Raw genomic sequence first — 25,369 nt, 5'->3', positions numbered from 1 at the left:
AACTCGCCATCCAAAAGGGGTTGGATCGGCGTATCAACGCGCCTGGAGGCGGGGGAATGGGGTTTTCAGTCACCTTCTGGGGCGTGCGCGGCACGATTCCCTGCCCGATGGCCTCGCATCTGGGATTCGGCGGCAACACTGCTTGCGTTGAAGTGCAGGCGGGAAAGCAGCGGATCATCATCGACGCCGGCACCGGACTGCGGATGCTGGGCCGCAAGCTGCTGGCCGAGGGGGTGACCAGCGCGACACTGCTGCTGAGCCATACCCATCTCGACCACATCAGCGGCTTTCCCTTCTTCGCGCCGGCCTACACCAAGGGTTTCGATCTGCGGGTGGTCTCCGGCCATCTGGCCGGCAGTCCCGACATCGAATCGGTGATGGCGCGCCAGATGGAACGGCCGCTGTTCCCGGTGCCGCTGCGCACCATGGGCGGCAACCTGAGCTTCCTTGAGGTGCCGCCCGGCCACAGCTTCAAGTTGGAGGGCGGGGTGCGAATCCACACCGCGGCGCTGAACCACCCCGACGGCGCCACCGGTTACCGGATCGAGTATCAGGGCCGGTCGGTGGCTTATGTCACCGACACCGAACATGTGCCGGACCAGCCCGACCGCAACATTCTGAACCTTGTCGATGGCGTCGACCTGCTGCTCTACGACTCGACCTACACGGACGAGGAATGGGCGCAGCGCGTCGGTTGGGGCCATTCGACCTGGATGGAGGCGGTGCGGATCGCCCGCGCGGCCCATGTGAAGACGCTGGGCCTGTTCCATCACGATCCCGACCACGACGACGCCACCATGGAGCGGATCGAGGCGGCGGCGAAGGCGGAGTTCCCGAACTGCTTTGCCGCGCGCGAGGGAACCACCATCTCCCTCGACTGACTTTCCCTGCGCATCGGGCATTATGACCGCCACCATCCTGATTCTGTTCACCGCCACCTATCTGGGCATGGCTCTGGGGCGTTTTCCCGGTCTCAGCATCGACCGCACCGGCATCGCGCTGGTCGCGGCGATCCTGCTGCTGGCGGCCGGTGCGCTCGACACCACGCAATTGGTCGCGGCGGTCGATTTCCCGACGATCTTCATCCTGCTGGGGCTGATGATCCTGTCCGCGCAATATGCCGGCAGTGGTTTCTACGACTGGTGCGCGCTGAAGGTTGCGCAGGCGGCGCGCTCGCCGGCGCGGCTGCTGGCGGTGATCGTGCTGGTCGCCGGCGGCTTGTCCGCTGTGCTGGCGAACGACGTGGTCGTCTTCGCGATGACGCCGATGCTGTGCCTGGGCCTGCAGGCGCGCAAGCTCGACCCGCGGCCCTACCTGATCGCGCTCGCCGGGGCGGCCAATGCCGGGTCGGCGGCCACGCTGATCGGCAACCCGCAGAACATCCTGATCGGTCAGGTCGGGCATCTCGATTTCTGGCGCTTCCTGGCGGTCTGCGGCGGGCCGGCACTGGCCGCCATGGCCATCGTCTACGGCACCGTCTGGCTCGTCTGGCGCGGGCGCTTCGGCATGCCGCAGGAGGGCGGGGGACAGGTGGCGCCGGTGGCGCTCGACCGCTGGCAGTTGGGCAAGGCGGTGGCGGCGACGCTGGTTCTGCTGGTTCTGTTCACCCGCGACATCCCGCAGGAGCATTCGGTGCTGCTGGTGGCCGGCGTGATGATGATCAGCCGGCGCATGGCCAGCCGCGACATGCTGGGGATGGTCGACTGGCATCTGCTGGTCCTGTTCGCGGCGCTCTTCGCCATCAATCACGCGCTGGGGCTGACCGGCATCCCGGCGGCCCTGGTCGGCGACCTGCAGGCGGCGGGATGGCTTCCCGACCGGCTGGCGGTGATGCTGCCGCTGGCGCTGGCGGGCAGCAACAGCATCGGCAATGTGCCGGCGGTGATCCTGCTGCTGGCCGCCTGGCCGTCGCCGCCGGAGGGGGCGCTCTATGGTCTGGCGCTGCTGTCGACGTTGGCCGGCAACCTGCTGCTGCCGGGCAGCCTCGCCAACATCATCGTGGCGGAGCGGGCGGCGGCGGCCGGTGTCCGGCTGGGCTTTGTCGAGCACGCCCGCTGCGGTGTGCCGATGGCGCTGCTGTCGATGGCGCTGGCGGCGGTCTGGCTGTGGGCCGGCGGCTGGATGGGGCTGTGACGGTCGTCTGTGACCTGTGATCAGCTGGTGACTTTCAGAACTGCAAGCCCCTTCTTCCGGGCGCGACAATTGGGGTACTCTGTTCGTGCACCGATGTATGTGCGCCGGGGTGGGGGAGCGCTGTGGGTCTGGTCGGCCAATTCCTTGAATTTATCGAAAGTGCGCCGAACCAGTCGCTGCGATCGCTCAGCGATCGGGTGCTGCGCAAATGCCGCGACCTGACCGGGGCCGAGGCGGGCACGATCTTCATGCTGCGCGGGCAGGGGCGACACCGGCATCTGGAGGCGGTCAGCGCCCAGAACGACGTGATCCGCGCGAAACCGACGCTGTTCTCGGTGCCGGTGAGCCAAGCCTCCATTGTCGGCTATGTCGCGGCGACCGGCGAGACTCTGCTGCTGGAGGATGCCTACGCAATCGCGGAGGATCGCCCTTACAGCTTCAACCCCGCCTTCGACCAGCGCACCGGTTTCCGCACCCGCTCCATCATGGCCTTCGCGCTGAAAGGCTTCCGTGACCGGCCGATCGGGGTGGTGCAGCTGATCAACCGCCGCCCGGTGGAGGGACCGCCTTCCTTTCTGCCAGAACATGAGCAGATGATCGCTCCGGTCAACCACATCGTCGGCCGGGCGCTGGAGCGCGCCGCGACGCTGGAGCGTCTGACCGAGCGGAACCGCGCCCTGACCCGGGAGCGCCGCCGCGTCGCCGAACTGCAGGCGGAGACGGAGCGCGCCTTCATGGTGTCGGTGAACCTGCTGGCCCGCGCCGCAGAGGTGCATGACGAGGACACCGGCAACCACATCCTGCGCGTCAACGAATACTCCCACGCGCTGGCGACCTGGGCCGGCTGCAGCCGCGCCTTCTGCAACGAGATCCGCTTTTCCGCCGCCCTGCACGATGTCGGCAAGATGAGCGTCGATCAGGCGGTGCTGCACAAGAAGGGCCGGCTCGACGACCGTGAGCTGGCGGAGATGCGGCGCCATCCGGTCTACGGCCACGACATTCTGATCGCGTCGGACCGGCTGAAGATGGCTGCCGAGATCGCGCTGTACCACCACGAGCAGTGGGCCGGCACCGGCTATCCCCGTGGCTTGAAGGGGGAGGAAATCCCGCTGGCCGCCCGCATCGTCGCCATCGCCGACTGCTACGACGCCCTGCGCAGCGCCCGTCCCTACAAGCCGTCATTCAGCCACGAGAAGGCGGTCGACATCCTGCTGAACGGTGACGACCGCCTGGATCCGAGGGTGCATTTCGACCCGCGCCTGCTCTCGCTGTTTGCCGGCCGCCATGCGGAATTCAATGCGATCTGGGAGCGGCTGAAGGATCAGGAGACTCTTGCGGTCTGAGACCGGCGCGGTCCGAGAAGCCGGCGGATCACTCCGCCGGGTTGGTCGCGGCAAGCGCACGGCGGCGGACCCAGCGGAAGCTCTTGACCCCGATCCACAGACCGCCGATGGCAAGGCCGCTCAGCAACAGGATCTTCGGCCCGTCCTCGCCGATCGCGGCGGCGGCTTCACCGAACAGGTAACCGGCCCCGGCGAAGGTCCAGGCCCAGATGCCGGCGGCGATGAAGTTCCAGAACAGGAAGCGGGACCACCGCATGCCGGAGGTGCCGATGGCGACCGACGCGATGTTGCGCACGCCATAGAGGAAGCGGAAGACCAGGATGAAGGCGACGCCGTATCTCTCCAGCCAGCTCAGGACCCGGCAGGCATGGGCATCGGCGGACGGAAAGCGGGCCAGGGCCTTTTTGCCCCAACGGCGCCCCAGCCAGAACCAGACCTGATCGCCCAGGAAGCTGCCGATCCACACCGAACCGACCAGCCAATACAGATTGACGATGCCAAGTTTGGCGCCCATCCCGCCGAAGATTACAAATGTTTCACCTTCAAAAAAGGCCCAGAGAAAGGCCATCGGGTAAAAGGCGTTCCCCCATTCCTGCAACCAAGTGATCCAGTCCAAAGACCCCTCCGGGAGACGTCGCTTGTAGGTTCGGCGGGCCCGGTGGCGCTTTGTAACCGCTATATTGTGCGATGCGGCATGTAGAGCGTGGGCTGGGACAGATCATGACATAAAGCCGCGCGGTTTGTCTCGGAAACTTTATTGACTAAGGGGCCGCCCCAACGGTGAGACGTGGCTCAGAAGTCATCCCCGGACAATTCGCCGACAGCCTGCCGGGCGGCGCGCAAAAGGGCTGGATTGGGTTCCATCGGGACATCGCCATCCTCACCGTCGGCATCGCCGCGGTCGGGGGCGGCGCGGCGTTTCAGTTCGCGTGCCGCCTCGATCAGCAGATGGGCCAGCCGTTGGTCGGGCAGCGCCTGCACCAGCGCCCGAAGTTCGGGGTTGGACAGGGCGGCCGGATCGAAGGCCGGGGGCGGTGGTGGCGGAGCCGGCGGAGCGAGCGGCAGGGTCGCGACAGTCGCCGCCATCACCGCCGCCCTGGGCAGGGGGGCGGCCTCCCGCACCACATCGACCGCGACCTGGGCGGCCATCGTCGAAGCTGTGGCGCCCGCGGCAGCCCGCGCCCGGCGCGGCTTGCGCGCCGGTTCGGTCTCCGGCAGATCGTCGAACAGAAGCCGTTGGACGCTCATCGCTGCGGTTGCCCCCTGCGCTCCGCCAATACCGCCGGCGCTTTCCGCACCGGCCATTCCCTGTTCACCCGCGGTTTGCGGTGTGTTCTCTTTTCATTCTAGAAAGCGCGCCCGGTTTGTCGAGCGGATTCTGACGGCTATGCCCACGGGCTATTTTTGGCGGCTATTCTTGGGGACCATGTTGAAGAGCCATCGCTTCGAGGAAGCGTTCCGGCCGCAGCACCCGCGTTTCGCCGGCCCGGCGCACCGACAGAAGCTGGCGGTCGACGGTCACCAGCCAGGGTACCGATCCGCCGACCGCTGCGGCGAGAAACATGTCGTCTTCCGGATCGCGGCACAGGCGCCCGACGGCGGCGGGGGCGACCAGTGTCGTCTCATTCCTGATGAGCACGAGGAAGGCGCGGCGATCTGCCGCAGCGGCGTAGCGGTCGAAGGTCGGCCGCATCAGCACCTCGTCCAACTCCGCCAGCGTTTCGGCGCTGCCGACGAGGCCATGGTCGGCGCGCACCCGTTCCACGCAGCGGCGGATCGCGTCGTGCCGGCGTGCCGCGGCATCGCCCAGCAGCGCATAGGCAACCAGGATGTTGGTGTCGAGCACGGCCCGGACCGGTATCGGAGCCGAAGGGCGAACCGCGTCGAGAGCGGCGGAGTCACGGCTGAGCATTGATATATTGCAGGACCATCGCGGTTGAAGTTGTCGGGGCCGATGCGAAGCGTCTGTTGTGGGCAGGGGCGCTTTGCGGTAAGAACCCCGCAAGGTGTGAACGGAACCTTTAGGACGGAAGTATCGGCATGACCAGCATCCTCGTCGTCGACGACAGCCGACTGGCGCGCAACATGGTCTCCAGCGTCATCGCCTCTCTGCGGCCCGACTGGACCATCGTCACCGCGGCCAGCGGCGAAGAGGGGCTGGAGATCGTCGGCGATGTGCCGCCGGTCGCCGCCATCGTCGATTACAACATGCCGGGCATGGACGGGCTGGCCCTGGCCGAGCGGCTGAAGGAGCGCTTCGTCGGCCTGCCCATCGGCCTGCTGACCGCCAACGTGCAGGACACGCTGAAGCGCAAGGCGGAGGCGCTGGGCGTCCGTTTCATCGCCAAGCCGATCACGTCGGACAAGATCCGCGACTTCCTCGCCGCGGCCGGGCAGTGACGCCGATGGCCGACTCCACATCCGCCGGCCCGGCATCGGAAGACCCGCTCCGCCTCGACGCCGATGAGGCCGACGCCATCGCCGAGCTGTTCAACATCGGCATGGGCGAACCGGCCGCCGCGCTCAGTTGCATGCTGGGGGAGGAGGTGCATCTGTCGGTGCCGTCCTTCGCGGTGTCGACCCGCGCCCGCATCACCAGCGAGGTGGGTGGCGAGTTGGAGGGCGACCAGCCGGTCTGTGCCGTGCGCGGCGCCTTCACCGGCCCCTTCACCGGCGAAGCGATGCTGATCTTCCCCGAACGCGGCACGTTGGCCCTGGTCGGCCGCCTCGTCCCCGTCGACCCCGCCGCCGAGGCGCCGGGAGAGATGGAACAGGATGCGCTGACCGAGATCGGCAACATCATCCTGAACGGCTGCCTCGCCAGCCTATCCAACCTGATCGGCGGCGAATTGTTGGGCGCGGTTCCGGGCTATGGCACCGGCGCGCCGGCGGCGGTCATTGGGTCCGCCACCGACCCGGTGCTGTTCGTGCGCATCGACATGGCGCTGGCTGCCGGTGATGCCAGCGGTCACGCGCTGTTCCTGCTGGACATCGCCTCGCTCGATGCCTTCCGCGAAGCGATCCGGCGGGCTTTGGCGGGGTTGTGAGGGTGCGGGGTTAGACCCCCACCTATCCTCCCCCGCTGGGCGGGGGAGGGACTGCCGCTGCTTTTCCGAACAAGCCCTTATCCCCTCCCCCGCCCAGCGGGGGAGGGTCAGGGTGGGGGTCTAACGCCCCACCCCCGAAAGCCTCACCCCTCGATCTTCGAGAAGTCGGCCACCGCGTTCAGCGTCGTGCGGATCTGCGTCAGCAGGCGCAGGCGGTTGGCGCGCAGTTCCTTGTCCTCCGCGTTCACCGTCACCTTGTCGAAGAAGGCATCCACCGGGCCGCGCAGCTTCGCCAGCGCCGCCATGGTGCCAGTGAAGTCCTCCGCGTCCAGCAGCGGCTTGGCGGTCGCCGAGGCTTCATTCAGCGCGGCGAACAGCGCCTTTTCCTCGTCCTGGGCCAGACGGGCGGCATCGACCGGCTGGTCGAAGCTCGCGCCATCCTTCTTCTCCTCGATGCGCACGATGTTGGACGCGCGCTTATAGGCCGCTGCCAAGTTGGCGCCCTCGTCGGACCCGACGAAAGCCTGCAGGGCCTTCACCCGCGCCAGCAGCCGCACCAGATCGTCCTCGCCGCCGAGCGCGAACACGGCATCGACCAGATCGTGACGGACGCCCTGCTCGCGCAGCACCACCTTCAGGCGGTCGGCGAAGAAGGACATCAGGTCGCCGCCGACACTGCCGGCCGAGGCGAAGCCGCTGACCGTGTAGGCGCCATGGGCCGCAGCGAAAATCTCCGACAGCGTCACCCGCAGCCCGTTCTCCAGCACCAGCCGGATCACGCCCAGCGCGGCACGGCGAAGTGCATAGGGGTCCTTCGAGCCCGTCGGCTTCTCGTCGATGGCGAAGAAGCCGACCAGCGTGTCGATCTTGTCGGCCAGTGCCACCGAAACCGAAACCGGCGCGGTCGGGCAGCTGTCCGACGGACCGAGCGGCTTGTAATGATCGGCGATCGCGTTGGCGACGTCGGCGCTCTCGCCCTGGCCCAGCGCGTAGTAGCGGCCCATGATCCCCTGGACCTCGGGGAATTCGCCGACCACCTCGGTCACCAGATCGGCCTTGCAGAGCAGGGCGGCGCGGCTGGCGGCGTCGCTGTCGGCGCCGATGGCGCGGGCGATCTCGGCGGCCAGCAACTGCACGCGGGTGACCTTCTCGGCCACCGTGCCCAGCTTGGCGTGGAAGGTGATCTTCTCCAGCGCCGGAACGCGGGCTTCCAGCTTGGTCTTGCGGTCCTGGTCCCAGAAGAACTTGGCGTCGGACAGGCGGGCGCGCAGCACGCGCTCGTTGCCGGCGACCACGGCCTTGCCGCCGTCCAGCGTCTCGGTGTTGGCCACGACGATGAAGCGCGGGGCCATCCGGCCCTCGGCGTCCAGCACGGCGAAATACTTCTGATGGGTGCGCATGGAGGTGATGAGAACCTCCGACGGCACGTCCATGAAGCTCTCGTCGATGCTGCCCATCAGCACGACCGGCCATTCGACGAGGCCGGCGACCTCCTCCAGCAGCGCGTCGTCGGGCGACAGGGTCAGGCCCTGGGCCTTGGCCAGCGCCTCGGCGTCGGCCTTGATCTTGGCCTTGCGCTCCTCGCGGTCGAGCACGACCTTGGCAGCGCGCAGCTTCTCCTTGTAGTCGGCGAAGCTCTCCACCGTGAAGGCGTCGGGCGCCAGGAAGCGGTGGCCGCGGGTGCCGTTGCCGAAGGCGATACGGCCCTGAGTGCCGCCGATGTCATAGCCGCCGTCGAGCACGCGCCCGCCGAACAGGGCGATGATCGAGTGCAGCGGACGGACCCAGCGTACGGTGCCGGTGCCCCAGCGCATCGACTTCGGCCAGGGCAGCTCGGCCATGGCGGCAGGGATGATCTCTGCCAGCACCTCGGCAGTCTCGCGGCCCTTCTTCTCGGTCACCGCGAAATAGAAGACGCCCTTGCCGGTGTCGCGCTGCTCGCACTGGTCGAGGCTGTCGAGGCCGGCCGACTTCAGGAAGCCGGCGACCGCCTGCTCCGGCGAGCCGACGCGCGGACCCTTCTTTTCCTCGCGCACGTCGGCGGTGCGCTCCGGCAGCCCGTCGACCACCAGGGCCAGACGGCGCGGGGTGGAATGCGCTTCGGCCTTGGCAAAGGTCAGGCCGTTCGCCGCCAGCTTGTCGGTGACGAGGCGCTTCAGGTCGTCGGCGGCCCGCGCCTGCATGCGGGCGGGGATTTCTTCGGAGAAGAATTCGATCAGGAGTTCGGTCATGGGATTACTTCGCCCCCGTCCAGGCTTCACAGCAGGCCTTGGCCAGCGTGCGCACGCGGCCGATATAGGCGGCGCGCTCGACAACGCTGATCACGCCGCGGGCGTCCAGCAGGTTGAACAGATGCGACGCCTTGATGCACTGGTCATAGGCGGGCAGCGCGAGGTTCTGCGCCACCAGGGCCTGACACTCGGCCTCGGCGTCCTTGAAATGCTGGAGCAGCATGTCGGTGTTGGCGAACTCGAAGTTATGCTTCGAGTATTCGATCTCGGCGCGCTTGAAGACGTCGCCGTACTTCACGCCCTGGCCGTTGAAGTCCAGGTCGTAGACATTCTCCACGCCCTGCACATACATGGCGAGGCGCTCCAGGCCATAGGTCAGCTCGACCGCGACCGGATCGCATTCGATGCCGCCGACCTGCTGGAAATAGGTGTACTGCGTCACTTCCATGCCGTCGCACCACACTTCCCAGCCCAGGCCCCAGGCGCCCAGAGTCGGGCTTTCCCAGTCGTCCTCGACGAAGCGGATGTCGTGCAGCGCCGGGTCGATGCCGATGGCGCGCAGGCTGTCCAGGTAAAGCTCCTGCGCGTTGGCCGGCGAGGGCTTCATGATGACCTGGTACTGGTAATAGTGCTGCAGGCGGTTCGGGTTCTCGCCATAGCGGCCGTCCTTCGGCCGGCGCGACGGCTGGACATAGGCCGCCTTCCAGGCATCGGGACCCAGCGCGCGCAGCGTGGTCGCGGGGTGGAAGGTGCCGGCGCCGACCTCCATGTCGTAGGGCTGCAGGATGACGCAACCCTGCTCCGACCAGAACTGGTGGAGCTTGAGGATCAGGGCCTGGAACGACAGGCCGCGGCGGTCGGCGGAGTTTCCGCCGTCGGAAGTCCCGATCTGGGAGGCCATGGACGGTCCACAATAGAAATGTTGAAAACGCGCCGCACGATAGGCGGGTGGGACCGTCAAATCAAGCCGCAGCGCGGCAGACCGCTCCCGCCGTCAGCGGCCGTAGGGGCAGGCGGGGCGGCCGCAGGACACGGCGGAGCGGGGGGCGACATAGGCGCCGCATTCCGGACATTTCTCCATGTCCTCCGCCTCCACGGCGTAGGTGCCGGCGTCGCGCGTCGAGGCGCCGGATGCGGCATCGCGCCGTCCGGATTGGTTGGGGCCGTCCTGGCGGCGGGCGGCGGTGCGGGCGCGGCCGATTTCCTGCACGCGGTTGACCCAGCGCCAGCCGAACCACACCGCGCCGATCACCAGCGCAAGGAGAATAATCTTGGACAAGGACATCATCGCCGGCAACCCGTCTGATCTCCCGGGCATTCAGCCCGCAGGCGACGGGAAGTCAAGAGAATAGGGTGGAGATGGAAAGGGCGGGACCGCCGCACGGGTGGCGGCGGTCCCGTCTGGCCACTTTACTTGGCGGCGACCGCCGGGCGCCAGCTGTAGACCGGGACGACACCGTAGGTGCGGGTCATGTCGGCCTGCCGCACGCTGCGCACCAGCACCTCCGCGCCGGTCGCGACGCGGATGTCGGTGCCGAGCAGGCCGCAATCCTCCGGCACGATGTTGACGCACTGGGTGGCGTCGACCCGGCTCAGCACGATGTCGAAGGGCAGGCCGTTGCGGGCGTAGACGCCGAGCAGGCCGGGGGCGGAGGTCGCCGTGCGCAGGGTCACCACCCCGGCCGCCAGCGCGCGGTCGCTGGGCGCGGTCGGACGCTGGTTATGGCTTTCGTCCCACACGGGCTGGCCCGAGGAATCCAGCTTGGACTGGGCTGCGGCGGCGCCGCTGAAGCCGGTGAGGGCCAGGGTTGCGCCGCTCATTGCCGTCAGGGCCAGAACCGCCATCCGAAACCGCGACATCATCGTACTCCGTTCTTGTGTCCGTTCTTCTTGTCCCCCCACGGTCGCGGGACCGGGAGGCGCGCTACTATATGGGATGCCGGACGCGCCGCCACCCTAGCCCAGAACGCCTAGGGTGTTCCGCTTAGATGAAGGGGTAGTACCGACAGTTCGCTCTGGACGGACGGCTGATGCCTGTGAATGATGATTCGTCCATGCGTTGTCTGACACGGTGCCGCCATGTGTTTTCGGTTGTCGATTATCCTTGATCTGCGCGCGAGGCCGCAGCTCCTTGCAAAGGATATTCCCGGCTTGGGTTTTCCGTCTTCGCGGTGCTTTCTGATTGGCGATGGTGGCATCCATGGGTGAACCGGTTCTGGAAACCGCGCGTCTGATCCTTCGGCCCACGCAAGCGGAGGACTTCGACGCCTGGGCTGCGATGATGACCGATCCCCAGGCGACCGTCTTCATCGGCGGCCTGCAATCGCGATCCGTGGCATGGCGGGGGTTCGTCGGCATGGCCGGTGCCTGGGCGATCCAGGGCTTCGGCATGTTTTCGGTGATCGAGAAGGACAGCGGCCGGTGGGTGGGGCGGGTCGGCCCATGGGTGCCGGAAGGCTGGCCGGTGACGGAGGTTGGCTGGGTTCTTCCACGCGAGTGCTGGGGGCGCGGCTATGCGATGGAGAGTGCCGTCGCGGCCATCGACTGGGTGTTCGACCATCTCGGCTGGACCGAGGTCGTCCATTCGATCCACCCGGACAATGCGGCTTCGCAGGCCGTGGCGCGCCGGCTTGGTTCCCGGATCCGCGGGTCGGGTCTTCTGCCCGAACCGATGGTCCCGGCGGAGGCTGATTTCTGGCGCCAGACCCGGGAGGAGTGGTTCGGCTGCGGTCGCGCTCAAGCAGTCCGGTCGCTGCAGAGTCGGGCTTAATGATTCGATGGCCTGACGGTAGCAATATTCCCGCATTGTGCAACTTTTTTAGCTTGTTCGAGGCTGAGGCTTCACAGTACCGTCGTCGTGTCCGCTGGAACTGGCCGGCATGAATTGTGGAGGCGATGAACATGGCCGACTCGACGGCTCTCGATCTCTTGAAGTCCCTCGCTACCGACCATGGCTTTCGCAGCCAGTTGCAATCGCTCGACGCACAGGGGAAGCGCGATCTTCTCCAGCGTTGCGGCTTCGGAACGCTGACGGCGTCCGACATGCGCACGGCTGCTGCAAACGTCTTCGGCACGCAAGCTGAAGCTGTTCCAGCCGTTGCTTCCAACCTCGCTCCGAGCGCAGGCATGGTGACCGAGGTTGCCGCCAGCGCGTCCGCGATCGAGACGGCCGACGGCCGTGCGCTTGCTCCGCTGCATGTCGCGATGAGCGCGTCTGCGATCGAGACGGCTGATGGTCGCGCGCTCGCTCCGCGGCACGTTGCGATGAGCGCGTCTGCGATCGAGACGGCTGATGGTCGCGCGCTCGCTCCGCGGCACGTTGCGATGAGCGCGTCTGCGATCGAGACCGCCGACGGTCGCGCGCTCGCTCCGCGGCACGTTGCGATGAGCGCGTCTGCGATCGAGACGGCTGATGGTCGCGCGCTCGCTCCGCGGCACGTTGCGATGAGCGCGTCTGCGATCGAGACGGCTGATGGTTGCGCGCTTGCTCCGCGGCATGTTGCGATGAGCGCGTCCGCGATCGAGACGGCTGATGGTCGTGCGCTGGCTCCGCGGCATGTTGCGATGAGCGCGTCGGCGATCGAGACCGCCGACGGTCGCGCGCTCGCTCCGCGGCATGTCGCTGCCAGCGCGTCGGCGATTGAAACGGTCGATGTCCATGTGATGGCGTCGTTTACCGCTAATTTCAGCGGTGCCTCCGCCTCTGCTTATCAGAAGGCCGCCTGAGTTCAGGAACGGTAATGTGCGGGCTGACTGGAGCAATGCCGAGTCGCTCCAGTCGGCCTGCCGTTTTTGACACTAGTTTATCGCGGCGACCGTTTTTGTCTCTGCGTGTCGTTCTTAACATTTGGTGCATTGGATCAATGCGCGGCGTTTTCTTTGCGGATCGGTGCGGTTTCCGTCGCCTGACTGGTCAGCGGCCCAACATTAAATTTATGCGCGATTCATCGGAATCCGCCGGAATTTGGTAGAAACCAACTCGATTGCCTATGCTATTGGTTTAGCTGTTGCTCAACGATAGTAACAATCGAATTGGCAGTCCCGTTGCAGGAGGGGCCAAATGGCCAGCGAACAGGCTCTTGACCTTATAAAGCGTCTCGCCACCGATGGCGGATTTAGAGATCAGTTGAACACGTCGGATATTGCCGGCAAGCAAGCGCTTCTCGCGCAGAGCGGTTTCGCCGGAATAACGGCCGAGGATGTACGCTCTGCCGCGGCGGAGGCATTCGGTAACCTGTCAAACGAGACCGGTGTCGCAACGGTCGCTGAATCGATTGCCAATGCGGCATCGGCTGTTTCGCTGGCCGGCGTCGCGCTTCCCTCCTTTGCCGGCGCAGGCATGGCCGGGCACGCCGCCGCAGGTGCACCGTCGCCGGCGGCCAGCGCTGCGGGTATGGCCGGGTTCGCCGCGGCTGGCGCTCCGTCGCCTGCTTTCAGCGGTGCGGGTATGGCTGGGTTTGCTGCGGCGGGTGCTGCAGGCACCGCCGGGTTCGCTGCGGCTGGCGCTCCATCTCCTGCGGCCAGCGCTGCGGGTATGGCCGGGTTCGCTGCGGCGGGTTCTCCGTCGCCTGCGGCCAGCGCTGCGGGTACGGCCGGGTTCGCTGCGGCGGGTGCTCCGTCGCCTGCGGCCAGCGCTGCGGGTATGGCCGGCTTCGCCGCGGCTGGCGCTCCGTCGCCTGCTTTCAGCGGTGCGGGCATGGCCGGGTTCGCTGCGGCTGGCGCACCGTCTCCTGCGGCCAGCGCTGCTGGCATGGCCGGGTTCGCTGCGGCTGGCGCACCGTCTCCTGCGGCCAGTGCTGCCGGCATGGCCGGGTTCGCTGCGGCTGGCGCACCGTCTCCTGCGGCCAGTGCTGCGGGCATGGCCGGGTTCGCTGCGGCGGGTGCTCCGTCGCCTGCTTTCAGCGGTGCGGGCATGGCCGGGTTCGCTGCGGCTGGCGCACCGTCTCCTGCGGCCAGCGCTGCTGGCATGGCCGGGTTCGCTGCGGCTGGCGCACCGTCTCCTGCGGCCAGTGCTGCGGGCATGGCCGGGTTCGCTGCGGCGGGTGCTCCGTCGCCTGCTTTCAGCGGTGCGGGCATGGCCGGGTTCGCTGCGGCTGGCGCACCGTCTCCTGCGGCCAGCGCCGCTGGCATGGCCGGCTTCGCTGCGGCTGGCGCACCGTCTCCTGCGGCCGGCGCTGCGGGCACGGCCAATCCGCCGGCGACCGACGACGACACGCCGGTCAAGTCGTGACGTCGAGGGGGCCGGCGTCCTCGCGGCGTCCGGCCCCCGCGTCACGCTAGTTCCGCTGAGTGGTTCCGCCGAGTTGGCTCTTGCCGATCGCGGTGGGACGATGAATGCTGACGTCCCTTTCCGAACCGGCCGCAGCCGAGGGCCCAGACCGCACCCATGCCAGTCAACGCTTCGTTCGATCAAAGCCGCCCGGCATCGCCGCCTCCGGCCGCACTGCAGCCCGGTGTCACTCCCGCTCCGAATGGAGCGGCGCCGTTCGGTATCCGGCTGGGCGATACCGTCCACAATGCGGCCAAGCGCTTCTTCCTGGGCACCCATCGCACGGCGACGCCTGAAGAGACGCTGGTGCGTATCTCCCCCCATTTCGCGCGCTGCGGGATCACCCGGCTGGCCGACGTCACCGGGCTCGACCGGTTGGGCATCCACACGGTGCTGGGTCACCGGCCCAACAGCCCCACCTTGTCGGGCAGTGCCGGCAAGGGCTTCAGCCTTGCCGCCGCCACCGTGTCGGCTGCGATGGAGGCGATCGAGTTCTACCACGCCGAGACGTTGCAGCTTCCTTATCTGGAGGTCAGCTGGAACCAGCTGCCCGCCGACGGGCGCATTCCGCTCGACCGGATCCCCGGCACCAAGGGCGGAGCTTTCCGTCCCGACAATCCGGAATTCTGGACCTGGGGCTGGGATCTGATGAACGGACGCCCGGTCGCCGCGCCGTGGACCTCCGTCGGCCTCTACAGCAATCCGGTCGCCCGGCCCGGCCTGCGCAGCTTCTATGCGATGGGGACCAACGGACTGGCCAGCGGCAACCACATCCTTGAGGCGATCGCCGCCGGCCTCTACGAGGTGATCGAGCGCGACTCGGTGGCGTGCTGGCGCTATGCCAGCGACGCGCTGCGCATTCCGATGCCGCGGGTGGACCTGTCGACCATCGATGCGCCCTCCGTCCTCGATCTGCTGCGCCGTTTCGATGAAGCCGGCATCTGTCCGTTGCTGTTCGACGTCACCACCGACATGGGGGTGCCGAGCTATATGGCGATGGTCTATGACCGGGATGTCCGCAAGACGGGCATGCATCGCGGCTACGGCAGCCATCTGGAGCCGGCGGTCGCCATGTGCCGTGCCCTGACCGAAGCGGTGCAGTCGCGCCTCGTGCTGATCGCGGGATCGCGGGACGACTTCTTCCGCCGCGACCTGATCCGCAACCAGAACGCCGACGGCACGGCGGAAATCGCGGCGCTGGAAAGCACGCCGTGCAACGTGGACGGCCGGCGTCACGCGAATCTTTCGGCGCCGACCTTCGAGGGCGATATTGCGCTGCTGCTGGAGGTTCTGCGCCGGTCCGGCATCGAACAGGCCCTGGTCTTCGACCTGACCCAGCCGGAGATCGGCATTCCGGTCGTGCGGGTGGTGGTGCCCGGTCTGGAAGGTTATCTTTTCGATTTCTACACCCCGGGCGCACGCCCCCTGGCCTTTGCCAAGGCACTGCAGGCGCAGGCCGGTCTGCTGGGAGCGGTCGCATGAACAGGAAGGGGCGCATGAAGATCTGCGTGTTCCTCGGCCCGACGATGCCGTTGGACGACGCCCGGGCGCTGCTGCCCGACGCGATCTATCTGCCGCCGGCGGCGCAGGCGGACGTCCTCAGCGCGATGACCATTCATCGCCCGGACGTGATCGCCCTGATCGACGGCGTGTTCGGCCAGTCGCTATCGGTCTGGCACAAGGAGATCCTGTTCGCCCTGCATCAGGGGGTCGCCGTCTATGGCGCCTCCAGCATGGGGGCATTGCGGGCTGCGGAGTGCCATCCCTTCGGCATGGTGCCGGTGGGCGAGGTGGCGCGGCAGTTCATCGACGGCCGCCTGACCGGCGACGACGAGGTCGCGCTTGCCCATGCCGGACCGGAGGACGGCTATTTCCCATTGTCGGAGCCACTGGTGAATCTGCGCGCCAGCATGGCGGCCGCGCGGGCGGCAGGGGTGGTCGATGCCGATCTGCACGATCGGGTGATTGCTGCGGCGAAGCGGCTCTACTTCACCGACCGCAAGCGCGACCGCATCTGGGCGGATGCCGGGCTGACCGACGCGGAGGCGGAGCGGATCGAAGCCTTCCTGGCGGTCGGTGCGGTCGACCAGAAGCGCCGCGACGCCGAGGCGCTGCTGAGCCATCTCGCCAGCCTGATCATGCCGCCGCGTCCGGCCCCCTTCACCTTCAACGCCTCGCATGCGTTCAATGTTCTGTATGAGCGTGACCGGCGCGTCGCCCATGGCGGGTACAGCGTGCCGCTGTCGGAAATTGCCAGCCATGCGGCGCTGCACCGTCCGGACTTCGCCCAGATCAACAAGGCGGCGCTCGGCCGGCTGTTGATCATTCAACTGGCGGAGGTGGTCGGCGTGACCGTCGATCAGGCGGCGGTCGATGCCGAGGTCTGGCGTTTTTGCAGCGCAAGGAAGCTCGGCAGCCCGGAGGCGCTGGCCGATTGGTGTCGCCGCAACGACCTGACCGACGCCGAATTCGCCGAACTGATCCATGAACTGGCGGTCGAGCGGGCGATGATCCGCTGGCTGATCCCCCGCCGCATGCTGGCGCGCACGACCAAGCCGGTGCTGAACGAACTGCGCCTGCGCGGGCTGTACGAGGCGACGGCGGAGGAGGCGGCGCTGATCGAACAGGTGATGGCGCTCCATTTCGGCGACAACAGCCAGCAGCCGACCGACTCGATCGATGAGCTGATCGCCGACCATCTCGCCCATACCAACTGCCGCATGGATGCGCCGGCCGACGTCTGGGCCAACGAGAACGGCTTCAAGGACGTGCTCGACCTGCGCATCGACCTGATGCGGGCCAAGCAGGTGCGCGATCTGTTCCGCCGGTTGGCCGCCGAGGCGGAGGCGGCGCTTGGCAAGGCCGCGGAGGCCCTGCCCGAAGAGGAGATGCAGGCGTGACCGAGGTGACGATTCGCATACCGACCCCGCTGCGTGGCTTCGTCGGCGGGAAGGATCAGGTGGCGGTTCCGGGGGCCACCGTGCGCGAGGCGCTGGCGGCGCTGACCGCCGGGCAGGAGGCGTTCCGTGACCGGCTGTTCACCGCGGAGGGCGAATTGCGCCGCTTCGTGAACGTCTATCTCGGTCGCGACGACGTGCGGCGTCTGGGTGGCTTGGAGGCGGCAGTGCCGGCCGGCGCCACCCTGACGCTGATGGTCGCCTTGGCGGGTGGTTGAGGAGCAGTCATGAGCTTGAAGGACCGGCGCCTGTCTGACCTGCGCGCCCGTATTCCGGAGGTCGCCGCCGCCGAGGCACAGTCCCTCCAGGCCGAAGGCGCCCTGCTCGTCGACGTCCGCGAGGACGAGGAGACGGCGACCGGCACGCCGGCCGGGGCGTTGCGCCTGCCGCGCGGTTTCCTGGAATTGCGCATCGAAGACGCGGCGCCCGATCCGGCGCGCCCGATCCTGCTGATGTGCGCCGGCGGCACCCGGTCGCTGTTCGCGGCCGAGGATCTGCTGCGGCTGGGCTATGGGGATGTGCGTTCGGTCGCCGGCGGTTTCTCCGCCTGGAAGGCCGCGGGCCTGCCGGTGGAGGTGCCGCCGCGGCTCGACGCCGCCCAGCGCGAGCGCTACCGCCGTCACCTGACCATGCCCGAGGTTGGCGAGGCCGGACAGCACAAGCTGCTGCGCAGCCGCGTCGCCCTGATCGGCGCCGGCGGCCTGGGGTCGCCGATCGCGCTGTATCTGGCTGCCGCCGGCGTCGGCCGGCTGACCTTGATCGACGATGACCGGGTGGAGCGCAGCAACCTGCAACGGCAGATTCTGCATGCCGAAAGCCGGCTGGGGCAGCGCAAGGTGGAGAGCGGACGCACCGCGCTGCTCGACCTGAACCCGACCATCGAGGTGGTGGCCCACGAAGCCCGGCTGGAAGCCGCCAACGTGCTGGATTTGCTCGCCGGCCATGACGTCGTGGTCGACGGATCCGACAATCTGCCGACGCGCTATCTCGTCAACGATGCCTGCCTGCGGCTTGGCGTGCCGAATGTCTACGGCGCCATCTTCCGGTTCGAAGGCCAGGTCTCCGTGTTCGGCCGCGCCGCGCCGGGCGTGCGCCCGTGCTACCGGTGCCTGTTCCCGGAACCGCCGCCGGCCGAATACGCGCCGTCCTGCGCCGAGGCCGGCGTGCTGGGCGTGCTGCCCGGCGTGATCGGCACCATCATGGCGGCCGAGACGATCAAGCTTCTGCTGGGGCTGGGAGAGCCGATGGCCGGCCGCCTCCTGCTCTATGATGGCCTGCGGGGCGAGTTCAGCGAGATCGCGGTTCCGGTCGACCCGCACTGCCCGTCCTGCGCGACCGGCGCATCATCCGAACTGACCGACATCACCGCCGTGTGCGGGGCATGAACGGAATGGACCGGGATGCCCCGTCAGGCGGCGCTTTTCTGCTCGATGACGCTGTGGACCAGCTTTTTCAGCGCGACGAAATCGACGGGCTTGGTCACCAGATCCGCGGCACCAATGTCGAGCGCCCGGCGGCGGTTCTCGTTGTCGCCATAGGCGGTGACCATGATGACCGGCACGTCCGGCGAGTCGACCCGCAGGCGCTCCAGCAGGTCCAGCCCGCTCATGCCCGGCATGTTGATGTCGCTAAGAACGAGCACCGCCTCCGGTTGCAGTCCGGAGTTCAGACTCTGCAACGCTTCCTCGGCCGAAGCGGCGAAATGAAAGACCAATTCACCCCGGCGGAGCTCGGCACGAAAGCGCTGGCGGAACAGATCCTCGATGTCGGGTTCGTCGTCGACGACAAGAATTCCCAGGGTCATGTCTTTCGGCGCTCCCCTAACGACACCGCGGTCGCTGCACGTGGCAGCGTGATTGTGAATTCGGCGTGGTCGTTCTCGACGCTGGACACGTCGAATCGCCCCCTGTGCTGATGTACCACGATGTCATAGCTCAGCGAAAGGCCTAACCCGGTCCCCTCCCCGGTCGGCTTGGTGGTGAAAAAGGGTGTGAACAGCTTGTCGAGGACGGCCGGCGACATGCCGATGCCATTGTCCCGGATTCGGATCGACACGTCGGCGGCGCTTGCAGAGGTTGTAACGTCGACCCTTGGCGCGAAATTCGGGTCGCCGCAGATCAGTTGGCGTTTCCGGATGGCGTAGAAGCTGTTGGTGAACAGGTTGACCAGGACACGCGACACGTCCTGCGGCACCAGCTTCACCTCGCCGACCACAAGGTCGAAGTGCTTTTCCAATATGGCGTTGAAGGCACGATCCTGGGCGCGGAAGGCATGGTAGGACAGGGTCAACGCCTCGTCGACCAGCGCATTCAGATCCGTCGCCTGCCACTCGCCACCGCCGCCACGCGAATGGGCCAGCATGCTTTTGACGATGCCGTCGGCGCGCCGGCCATGGTCGGCGATCTTGCGCAAATTGCCTTGCAGGCTGCCGGCCAGGTCGTTGACATCGATACGTGTGGCATCATCCAGATGGCCGTTCAGCGGCTCCAGCAGCTCCAGCAACTCGTCCAGCAATTCTCCCGAAAGCTCAGCGAAATTGTTGACGAAGTTCAGTGGGTTCTTCAATTCATGGGCAATTCCGGCGGTCAGTTGGCCCAGTGCGGCCATCTTTTCCTGCACGATCAACTGCCGCTGGGTTTCACGCAGTTCCTTCAGGATCGCTTCGGCACGCTCCTTGGCTTGCCGAAGTTCATCTTCGATGCGTTTGCGGTCGGTAATGTCATGGTGGGTGATGACATAGCCGCCATCGGCACGTGGCGCGGTGCGAATATCGAGGGTGCGGCCGTTCGGGACGCGGCGCTCGGAGTTGAAGACCCCCTTGACCAGATAACGGGAGCACAATTCCGCGACGGTCTCTTCACAGGGAACGTCGCCATAATCGCCGCGTGCGTGGTTGTAGGTCAAAATCAAGGCAACGGCCGTTCCGGGGGGGAACATGCCGATGGGATAATCCCACAGCCGATAGAATTCGCTGTTGGCGCCTTCGACATTCAGGTCGCGATCCAACATCAGGACACCGTTCGGCATCGCGTCGATCGCCGCCTGCAACAACTGCTCCTGGTGCGGCAGCTCGGCATTGGCGGCCAGCGGGCGCATCAGGGTCAGCATCTCCATCACCGCCGGCCGGCCGCCCCAGTCCACCGACTCCATGAGCTGGTCGAACCATTGGACGCTGCCGTCCGCGCGCTGACGCTTGATCCGGCGCACCTGCGACCGGATCAATCCCTTCAGGCAGCGCGTGTAGACATCCTGTTCCGTGTGCCGGTCGTCTTCGGGGACCAGCGTCATGGCGCCGGGCAGTGCCTGGATGCTTTCGGCCGACTCATATCCGAGCAGGCGGGCGAGGGTAGCGCTGCAATGCAGAATGGTGTCGTTGCAGTGCACGAGCAGACCGGGCATCGCGGCGACGAGCTGGTCGTGATAGACGCGCCCAAGGTCCAGGGCTTCCTGCACGGATCGGGGCGGCAAAACCTTACGGTTGGTGAAATCGTCCATGTCCGTGTCCGTTTCCCGTCGCCTGTTTCCCGTCGCCCGTATCGGTCTTGCGAGGTGGTCATCCAAGCCGTGTCAGGGGGCATCCAGCGGCAGGCGCAGGATCACGGTCGTTCCACGGCCGACCACGCTGTCGATGTCGATCTCGCCGCCCAGCTTGCCGGTAACGAGGTTGAACGCCGCATAAAGCCCCAGCCCCATGCTGCCCGATCCGCGCCGGGTGGTGGCGAAGGGCTGGAACAGCCGCGGCTGGATGTCGACCGGGATGCCGCGGCCGTTGTCGGAGACGCCAAGTTCGATCCGATCGTTGTCGAGCAGCCGGACCGAAACCGTGACCCGGCCCCGGCGGTTCCGGCTGCCATCCGGCCCCTCTTCCAGGCCATCGGTTCCGCCGGCGGCCATCGCACCGACGCCTTCCACGACGGCCGCCGCGGCCGGTTCCGTCTCGAAGGCGTGGGCGAAGGCATTGGTCAGCAGGGCCAGAAGCACCTCGGTCAGCGCGCCGGGGTAGGTGTCGAGGGCAATGCCGTCGGGACAGTCCAGCACAAGCTGGTGCCTGGACGCGGCCGGCTGCACCTGCACCGCCAGCACAATGTCGGCCAGATAGTCGCGCAGGTCGAAGCGGCTGCGCGGGGAGTTGGCCTTGCCCTCCGTCACCAGCTTCAGGCTCTGGATCAGGGCGGCGGCGCGTTCGATGTTCGCGACCAGAAGCGTCGAAACCTCGCTGGCCGTGCCGATATACTCCTGGAAATCGCTTTTGCGCAGCTGGCCGCCGTTGAAGGTCAGGATGATCGCTTCCGACGCGGTCTGCAGATGGGTGGCGGCGGTCAGCGCGATGCCGACGGGCGTGTTGATCTCGTGTGCGACCGCGGCGATCAGCTGTCCGATCACCGCCATCTTCTCCGCCCGGATCAGGTCGGATTGCATGCGTTCCAGATCGGCCAGCGCCTGTTCGGCCGAATCCTTGGCACGGCGCAACGCTTCCGCCTGCACCTTGCGTTCGGTGATGTCATAGAGCCAGACGATGAAGACCGGTTTGCTTTCATAGTTGGTGCGGTCGACGGACATCGCCATCCACACCGTGCGCCCGTCCTCGCGCACGTAATGGATCTCTTCCGAAGCCGACAGAGCCTCGGTTTCCGATGGCCGCGCCGTCAGCCGGTCCTGGACATGGCGGAACAGGGTGGGGGCGCAGTGAAGCTGCAGCGTCTCCGCCGGCACGCCGAACAGGTCCGTGCAGCGCTGGTTGCAGTAAAGCAGCTCGCCGCTTTCCGTGATGATCGTCACGCCGATCGGGCTGCCGTCCAGGACCCGGCGCAGGCGGGCGGCCTGGGCGCGCGACGCCGCCTCCGCCGTCCGGGTTTCCTGCAGCGCGTCGCGCAGCCGGCGCACGGAACGGCAGGCCTCCAGCGTCTTGTGGATGGTGGCTTCCAGATCGGCGAAGTCGATGGGTTTGATGATGAAGTCGAAGGCGCCGCGGTTCATCGCCGCGCGGACATTGCCGAGATCGCCGTAGGCCGACACCATCACCGCCCGGATGTCGGCATTCACCTGCGGCAGATGGTCCAACAAGGTCAGCCCATCCATGCCCGGCATGTTGATGTCGCTCAGAACCATGTCGATGTCGGGACGGGAGCGCAGGGTCTCCAGCGCCTCCTTGCCGTCATGGGCGAACAGGAATTCCAGTTCGCCGGCACGTACGGCGCGGCGGAAACGCTGCATGATCAGCGTCTGGACGTCCCGCTCGTCGTCGACAACCAGTATCTTGCCCATCCCGCCTTCCTACCGCCAACCCGCCCGACAGGCGGGCCGCTCCGCCGGACCCGCATGGCGCCCCGCGGCGCGCCCGGTTCCGCGCAGCCTACCATAAGCGCGCATCGTCCGAACGGGAAGGGCTGTGGCGTATGGCACCCCATCGGTTGTATGCCGCTCGGGGCGAGAGCTTGGGCCGGACCGCAAGCGGAAATCCTTTTTCAATGTGGGGTTTTGATGTGGGGCGCGGATATCCTGCAGGATAACACGGGATTGCGGCCCCGCCAGACCATTGTAGCGGATCGGTGCCCGATCACTCCCGCCGCTCTCCAAGCTCCGGGACATCGGCCGCGCTCCCGGCGAGCGGCAGGGTGAACCAGAATGCGGCGCCCTTGCCCGACTCGGGGTCCGGCCCGGCCGGCGCGTCCGCCACCCCGATCCGGCCGCCGAGATGCTCGACGATTCGCTTGGCGATGGCCAGCCCCAGGCCGGTGCCGGCCGGCTTGCCGGTCAGCGTGTCGCCGGACTGGCGGAAGCGGTCGAACACCAGTTCGCGGTCCTTCGCCGGAACGCCGGGTCCGCTGTCGCTCACGGTCACCCGCAGGAAGCCAGTTTCCAACCGGGTCTCCAGCCGGGTCCGGCCGCCGAGCGGCGTGAATTTGGCGGCGTTGGACAGCAGGTTGACGACCACCTGGATCACCCGGTCGACGTCGCCGCGCACCGGCGGCAGGTGGCCCGGAATGTCCACCGACAGGGTGATGCCGCGCTCCAGGAACAGCGCCTCCGTCGCGGCGACCGCCTCGGCCAGCGCCGGTCCGGCGTCGATGGTCTCGATCCGCCAGTCGATCGCCCCGGCCTCGATCTTCGCCATGTCCAGCACCTGATTGATCAGGCGGGTCAGCCGCTCGCTCTCCTTGATGATGACGGCCAGGAACTCCTGCCGCTGGTCGGACTCGAGGTCGGGGTCGTCGTGCAGGATCTCGCTCAGCGCCCGGATCGAGGTCAGCGGCGTGCGCAGTTCGTGGGTGACGGTGGACAGGAAATCGTCCTTCAGCCGGTCCAACTCGGTCAGCCGTTCATTGGCGGCGCGCAGTGCGTCGGTGGCGCGCTCCAGCTCCGCGGTCTTGCGTTCCAGCTCGCGGCTGTGGGCGATGACGTCGCTGGTCTCGTCCAGCATGCGCAGAAGCTCCGCCGCCTCCACCGCCCCGGCGGAGACGGAGGAGGCGAGGGCGACGCGGGCGGACGCCCCGCCGATCGCGCCAGCCAGCAGCCGCTCGGCCAGCCGCAGCCGTTCCGGCCCGGCCGGCTCGTCCGGATCGGCGCCGGCAAAGGCGCGCTCGGCGCGCTGGGGCCCGAGGAAACGGGCGACCACGCGGGTGAGGTCGCCGACGCTGGCGGCGCTGCGCCAGTCCGGTGGTGCTTCCCGCAGCGGCACGGCACCGTTCGGCGCCGACTGGAAGACATCGACGAAGGCGGCGGCCTGCGCCCGCTCCGCAGCGCCGGGCCGGTCGAACAGCGACAGGCCGACATAAGCACCGATGTTGGCGAGCGCGGTCCAGAACAGGGAATGCGCCAGCGAATCCCAACCCTCCAGCCCGAACAGCGCATAGGGCCGCAGGGCGGCGATGCCCCATGGCCCGTCGGCGATGAAGCTGGCCGGCAGCCAGCCCGACCGCGCGAAGCTGGGCAGCAGCAGGGTGTAGGCCCAGACCAGCGTCCCGGCCGTCACCCCGCCGATGGCGCCGCGCCGGGTCGCTCCGCGCCAGTAAAGGCCGCCGATCAGGGCCGGGGCGAACTGCGCCACCGCGGTGAAGGAGATCAGCCCGATCGACACCAGTGCGTAGGCCGATCCCGCCAGCCGGAAATAGGCGTAGCCGAACAGCAGGATCGCGACGATGGCGATGCGCCGGACCGACAGCAGCAGCGGCGCCAGATCGGCGGAGCGCGCCAGCGCCCGCGACCGGGTGCGCAGCAGGATCGGCATCACCAGATCGTTGCACAGCATGGTGGACAGCGCCACCGACTCCACGACGATCATCCCGGCCGCCGCCGACAACCCGCCCAGGAAGGCCAGCAGCGCCAGCCAGTCCGCTCCGCCGCTCAGCGGCAGGGCGACCATGAACAGGTCCGGATCGAGCCGTCCACCGAAGCTCAGCAGCCCCGACAGGGCAACCGGCAGCACGAACAGGTTGATGAGCAGGAGATAGAGCGGGAACAGCCAGACCGCCCGGTCCAGATGGCGCTCGTCCACCGATTCGATCACCATCACCTGGAACTGGCGCGGCAGGCACAGCATCGCCGCGGCCGACAGGATGGTGGTGGTGACCCAGGCGCCCCACGGCCCGTTTCCCACTGGCCCGTTTCCCACTGTCCCGTTTCCCGCCGGCGTATGGCCGAGTGCCGGATCGCTGCCCATCAGGCGGGCGAGGTCGGGACGGGCGGCGGCGGCATCGAACAGGCTCCCCAGACCGTCTTGCAGACCCCAGACGACGAACAGCCCGACCGCCAGGAAAGCCACCAGCTTGACCAGGGATTCCAGAGCGATGGCGGCGACCATGCCGGGATGGTGCTCCGCCGCGTCGATCTGGCGGGCGCCGAAGACGATGGCGAACAGCGCCATCACCGCCGCGATCAGGAAGCCATGGTCGAGAAACGGACCCTCCGCCGGACCCAGCCCGCCGCCGCCGGTCAGCGCGTCGAAGCTGACGGCCACCGCCTTCAATTGCAGGGCGATGTAGGGGGTCACGCCCACGGTCGCGGTCAATGCCACCAGCCCGCCCAGCAGCGGGCTGTGGCCATAGCGGCTGGCGAGGAAATCGGCGATGGAGGTGATGCGCTGCGTCTTGGCGATCCGCAGGATCTTGCGCAGAACCAGCGGTGCCAGCAGCATCAGCAGGGTGGGGCCCAGATAGACCGGCAGGAAACCGATGCCCAGCGTCGCCGCCCGCCCGACCGATCCGTAGAAGGTCCAGGTCGTGCAGTAGACGCCCAGCGACAGCGCGAAGACGGTGGGCGAGGCAATGACGCTTCGCCCCGCCACCTCCCGCCGGTCGGCCCAATGGGCGATGGCGAACAGGGCGGAAAGGTAGGCGAGGGCGGCGATCAGGACGGCGGTCCAATCCAGTCCGACCTCCATGCCGCGCCC

At 67.5% G+C, this 25,369-nt stretch carries 22 protein-coding genes; 11 read left to right on the top strand and 11 right to left on the bottom strand.

The features are described 5' to 3' along the window. Positions 1 to 56 precede the first annotated feature (56 nt). The 3 genes from ACCD06_RS13785 (at position 57) to ACCD06_RS13775 (ending at position 3,476) form a co-directional block, all read left to right on the top strand. A complete protein-coding gene (locus ACCD06_RS13785; protein WP_109075622.1) occupies positions 57 to 881 on the top strand; it encodes an MBL fold metallo-hydrolase in 825 nt (274 codons plus the stop codon). 22 nt (positions 882 to 903) lie between these two features. Next, positions 904 to 2,133, top strand: coding sequence for an SLC13 family permease (locus ACCD06_RS13780; protein WP_413341273.1), 1,230 nt, complete (start codon positions 904 to 906; stop codon positions 2,131 to 2,133). Between the two features lie 122 nt (positions 2,134 to 2,255). Continuing rightward, positions 2,256 to 3,476 carry an HD-GYP domain-containing protein gene (locus tag ACCD06_RS13775; protein ID WP_413341271.1) on the top strand — a complete coding sequence of 407 codons (1,221 nt, stop codon included), beginning with the start codon at positions 2,256 to 2,258 and terminating at the stop codon, positions 3,474 to 3,476. Between the two features lie 28 nt (positions 3,477 to 3,504). On the opposite strand, the gene ACCD06_RS13770 is transcribed toward ACCD06_RS13775, so the two are convergent. From ACCD06_RS13770 to ACCD06_RS13760, 3 genes are all read right to left on the bottom strand, one after another. Next, positions 3,505 to 4,044, bottom strand: coding sequence for a DedA family protein (locus ACCD06_RS13770; protein WP_109075624.1), 540 nt, complete (start codon positions 4,042 to 4,044; stop codon positions 3,505 to 3,507). Between the two features lie 224 nt (positions 4,045 to 4,268). Then, positions 4,269 to 4,724 carry a hypothetical protein gene (locus ACCD06_RS13765; protein ID WP_109075625.1) on the bottom strand — a complete coding sequence of 152 codons (456 nt, stop codon included), beginning with the start codon at positions 4,722 to 4,724 and terminating at the stop codon, positions 4,269 to 4,271. Positions 4,725 to 4,887: 163 nt separating this feature from the next. Then, entirely contained in the window at positions 4,888 to 5,322 is a 435-nt protein-coding gene (locus ACCD06_RS13760; protein ID WP_247871172.1) for a putative toxin-antitoxin system toxin component, PIN family, read from the bottom strand. A 194-nt stretch (positions 5,323 to 5,516) separates the two neighbouring features. Here ACCD06_RS13760 and ACCD06_RS13755 point away from each other — a divergent pair, with 194 nt between their 5' ends. Continuing rightward, positions 5,517 to 5,876 (top strand): response regulator, encoded by a 360-nt coding sequence (locus tag ACCD06_RS13755; RefSeq protein ID WP_109075627.1) that lies wholly within the window; start codon positions 5,517 to 5,519, stop codon positions 5,874 to 5,876. A 5-nt stretch (positions 5,877 to 5,881) separates the two neighbouring features. Then, entirely contained in the window at positions 5,882 to 6,523 is a 642-nt protein-coding gene (locus ACCD06_RS13750; protein ID WP_413341268.1) for a chemotaxis protein, read from the top strand. A 143-nt stretch (positions 6,524 to 6,666) separates the two neighbouring features. Here the strand turns inward: ACCD06_RS13750 and glyS are convergent, their stop codons facing one another. The 4 genes from glyS to ACCD06_RS13730 all read right to left on the bottom strand — a co-directional run bounded on the left by glyS (position 6,667) and on the right by ACCD06_RS13730 (position 10,617). Continuing rightward, the gene (glyS, locus tag ACCD06_RS13745; RefSeq protein WP_413341266.1) at positions 6,667 to 8,754 is read right to left on the bottom strand and encodes a glycine--tRNA ligase subunit beta; all 2,088 of its coding nucleotides are present in this window, start codon (positions 8,752 to 8,754) and stop codon (positions 6,667 to 6,669) included. 4 nt (positions 8,755 to 8,758) lie between these two features. Further along, positions 8,759 to 9,655: a glycine--tRNA ligase subunit alpha gene (locus ACCD06_RS13740; protein WP_109150075.1), complete on the bottom strand. Its 897-nt coding sequence runs from the start codon at positions 9,653 to 9,655 to the stop codon at positions 8,759 to 8,761. Positions 9,656 to 9,748: 93 nt separating this feature from the next. Then, positions 9,749 to 10,039, bottom strand: coding sequence for a hypothetical protein (locus ACCD06_RS13735; RefSeq protein WP_247871178.1), 291 nt, complete (start codon positions 10,037 to 10,039; stop codon positions 9,749 to 9,751). A gap of 125 nt (positions 10,040 to 10,164) precedes the next feature. Continuing rightward, positions 10,165 to 10,617, bottom strand: a complete 453-nt coding sequence (locus ACCD06_RS13730) for a hypothetical protein (protein ID WP_247871171.1) — start codon at positions 10,615 to 10,617, stop codon at positions 10,165 to 10,167. Between the two features lie 337 nt (positions 10,618 to 10,954). On the opposite strand from ACCD06_RS13730, the gene ACCD06_RS13725 reads away from it, so the two are divergent. From ACCD06_RS13725 to moeB, 6 genes are all read left to right on the top strand, one after another. Then, positions 10,955 to 11,524 carry a GNAT family N-acetyltransferase gene (locus tag ACCD06_RS13725; protein ID WP_413341263.1) on the top strand — a complete coding sequence of 190 codons (570 nt, stop codon included), beginning with the start codon at positions 10,955 to 10,957 and terminating at the stop codon, positions 11,522 to 11,524. Positions 11,525 to 11,655: 131 nt separating this feature from the next. Next, positions 11,656 to 12,480 carry a hypothetical protein gene (locus tag ACCD06_RS13720; RefSeq protein WP_413341261.1) on the top strand — a complete coding sequence of 275 codons (825 nt, stop codon included), beginning with the start codon at positions 11,656 to 11,658 and terminating at the stop codon, positions 12,478 to 12,480. A 1,660-nt stretch (positions 12,481 to 14,140) separates the two neighbouring features. Continuing rightward, positions 14,141 to 15,505 (top strand): YcaO-like family protein, encoded by a 1,365-nt coding sequence (locus ACCD06_RS13715; protein ID WP_136704442.1) that lies wholly within the window; start codon positions 14,141 to 14,143, stop codon positions 15,503 to 15,505. A 14-nt stretch (positions 15,506 to 15,519) separates the two neighbouring features. Further along, positions 15,520 to 16,923: a TfuA-like protein gene (locus ACCD06_RS13710; protein WP_413341259.1), complete on the top strand. Its 1,404-nt coding sequence runs from the start codon at positions 15,520 to 15,522 to the stop codon at positions 16,921 to 16,923. Continuing rightward, positions 16,920 to 17,198, top strand: coding sequence for a MoaD/ThiS family protein (locus ACCD06_RS13705; RefSeq protein WP_247870982.1), 279 nt, complete (start codon positions 16,920 to 16,922; stop codon positions 17,196 to 17,198). The genes ACCD06_RS13710 and ACCD06_RS13705 overlap by 4 nt, the downstream gene beginning before the upstream one ends. A 9-nt stretch (positions 17,199 to 17,207) precedes the next feature. After that, the gene (gene moeB, locus ACCD06_RS13700) at positions 17,208 to 18,365 is read left to right on the top strand and encodes a molybdopterin-synthase adenylyltransferase MoeB (protein WP_109492986.1); all 1,158 of its coding nucleotides are present in this window, start codon (positions 17,208 to 17,210) and stop codon (positions 18,363 to 18,365) included. A 23-nt stretch (positions 18,366 to 18,388) separates the two neighbouring features. Here the strand turns inward: moeB and ACCD06_RS13695 are convergent, their stop codons facing one another. From ACCD06_RS13695 to ACCD06_RS13680, 4 genes are all read right to left on the bottom strand, one after another. Then, positions 18,389 to 18,784, bottom strand: coding sequence for a response regulator (locus ACCD06_RS13695; RefSeq protein ID WP_109156515.1), 396 nt, complete (start codon positions 18,782 to 18,784; stop codon positions 18,389 to 18,391). Beyond that, positions 18,781 to 20,475 carry a PAS-domain containing protein gene (locus ACCD06_RS13690; protein ID WP_413341256.1) on the bottom strand — a complete coding sequence of 565 codons (1,695 nt, stop codon included), beginning with the start codon at positions 20,473 to 20,475 and terminating at the stop codon, positions 18,781 to 18,783. The genes ACCD06_RS13695 and ACCD06_RS13690 overlap by 4 nt, the downstream gene beginning before the upstream one ends. A gap of 72 nt (positions 20,476 to 20,547) precedes the next feature. Further along, positions 20,548 to 22,245 (bottom strand): response regulator, encoded by a 1,698-nt coding sequence (locus tag ACCD06_RS13685; protein WP_413341254.1) that lies wholly within the window; start codon positions 22,243 to 22,245, stop codon positions 20,548 to 20,550. A gap of 292 nt (positions 22,246 to 22,537) precedes the next feature. Further along, complete coding sequence (locus ACCD06_RS13680; RefSeq protein WP_413341252.1) at positions 22,538 to 25,360, bottom strand: ATP-binding protein; 2,823 nt, start codon at positions 25,358 to 25,360, stop codon at positions 22,538 to 22,540. Positions 25,361 to 25,369: the final 9 nt, after the last annotated feature.

It is taken from the genome of Azospirillum sp. CT11-132, from assembly GCF_047302835.1.
Lineage (GTDB): Bacteria > Pseudomonadota > Alphaproteobacteria > Azospirillales > Azospirillaceae > Azospirillum.
Note: the sequence above shows the minus strand (reverse complement) of the source record. Positions and strands in the feature narration are given on the sequence as shown.

Coding starts and splice junctions, on each gene's coding strand:
- ACCD06_RS13740 (WP_109150075.1), bottom strand. CDS start 9,655: ATGGCCTCCCAGATCGGGACTTCCGACGGCGGAAACTCCGCCGACCGC.
- ACCD06_RS13765 (WP_109075625.1), bottom strand. CDS start 4,724: ATGAGCGTCCAACGGCTTCTGTTCGACGATCTGCCGGAGACCGAACCG.
- ACCD06_RS13690 (WP_413341256.1), bottom strand. CDS start 20,475: ATGGACGATTTCACCAACCGTAAGGTTTTGCCGCCCCGATCCGTGCAG.
- ACCD06_RS13725 (WP_413341263.1), top strand. CDS start 10,955: ATGGGTGAACCGGTTCTGGAAACCGCGCGTCTGATCCTTCGGCCCACG.
- glyS (WP_413341266.1), bottom strand. CDS start 8,754: ATGACCGAACTCCTGATCGAATTCTTCTCCGAAGAAATCCCCGCCCGC.
- ACCD06_RS13720 (WP_413341261.1), top strand. CDS start 11,656: ATGGCCGACTCGACGGCTCTCGATCTCTTGAAGTCCCTCGCTACCGAC.
- ACCD06_RS13730 (WP_247871171.1), bottom strand. CDS start 10,617: ATGATGTCGCGGTTTCGGATGGCGGTTCTGGCCCTGACGGCAATGAGC.
- ACCD06_RS13685 (WP_413341254.1), bottom strand. CDS start 22,245: ATGGGCAAGATACTGGTTGTCGACGACGAGCGGGACGTCCAGACGCTG.
- ACCD06_RS13785 (WP_109075622.1), top strand. CDS start 57: ATGGGGTTTTCAGTCACCTTCTGGGGCGTGCGCGGCACGATTCCCTGC.
- ACCD06_RS13755 (WP_109075627.1), top strand. CDS start 5,517: ATGACCAGCATCCTCGTCGTCGACGACAGCCGACTGGCGCGCAACATG.
- ACCD06_RS13680 (WP_413341252.1), bottom strand. CDS start 25,360: ATGGAGGTCGGACTGGATTGGACCGCCGTCCTGATCGCCGCCCTCGCC.
- ACCD06_RS13695 (WP_109156515.1), bottom strand. CDS start 18,784: ATGACCCTGGGAATTCTTGTCGTCGACGACGAACCCGACATCGAGGAT.
- ACCD06_RS13780 (WP_413341273.1), top strand. CDS start 904: ATGACCGCCACCATCCTGATTCTGTTCACCGCCACCTATCTGGGCATG.
- ACCD06_RS13715 (WP_136704442.1), top strand. CDS start 14,141: ATGCCAGTCAACGCTTCGTTCGATCAAAGCCGCCCGGCATCGCCGCCT.
- ACCD06_RS13770 (WP_109075624.1), bottom strand. CDS start 4,044: ATGGCCTTTCTCTGGGCCTTTTTTGAAGGTGAAACATTTGTAATCTTC.
- ACCD06_RS13750 (WP_413341268.1), top strand. CDS start 5,882: ATGGCCGACTCCACATCCGCCGGCCCGGCATCGGAAGACCCGCTCCGC.
- ACCD06_RS13735 (WP_247871178.1), bottom strand. CDS start 10,039: ATGTCCTTGTCCAAGATTATTCTCCTTGCGCTGGTGATCGGCGCGGTG.
- ACCD06_RS13710 (WP_413341259.1), top strand. CDS start 15,520: ATGAAGATCTGCGTGTTCCTCGGCCCGACGATGCCGTTGGACGACGCC.
- moeB (WP_109492986.1), top strand. CDS start 17,208: ATGAGCTTGAAGGACCGGCGCCTGTCTGACCTGCGCGCCCGTATTCCG.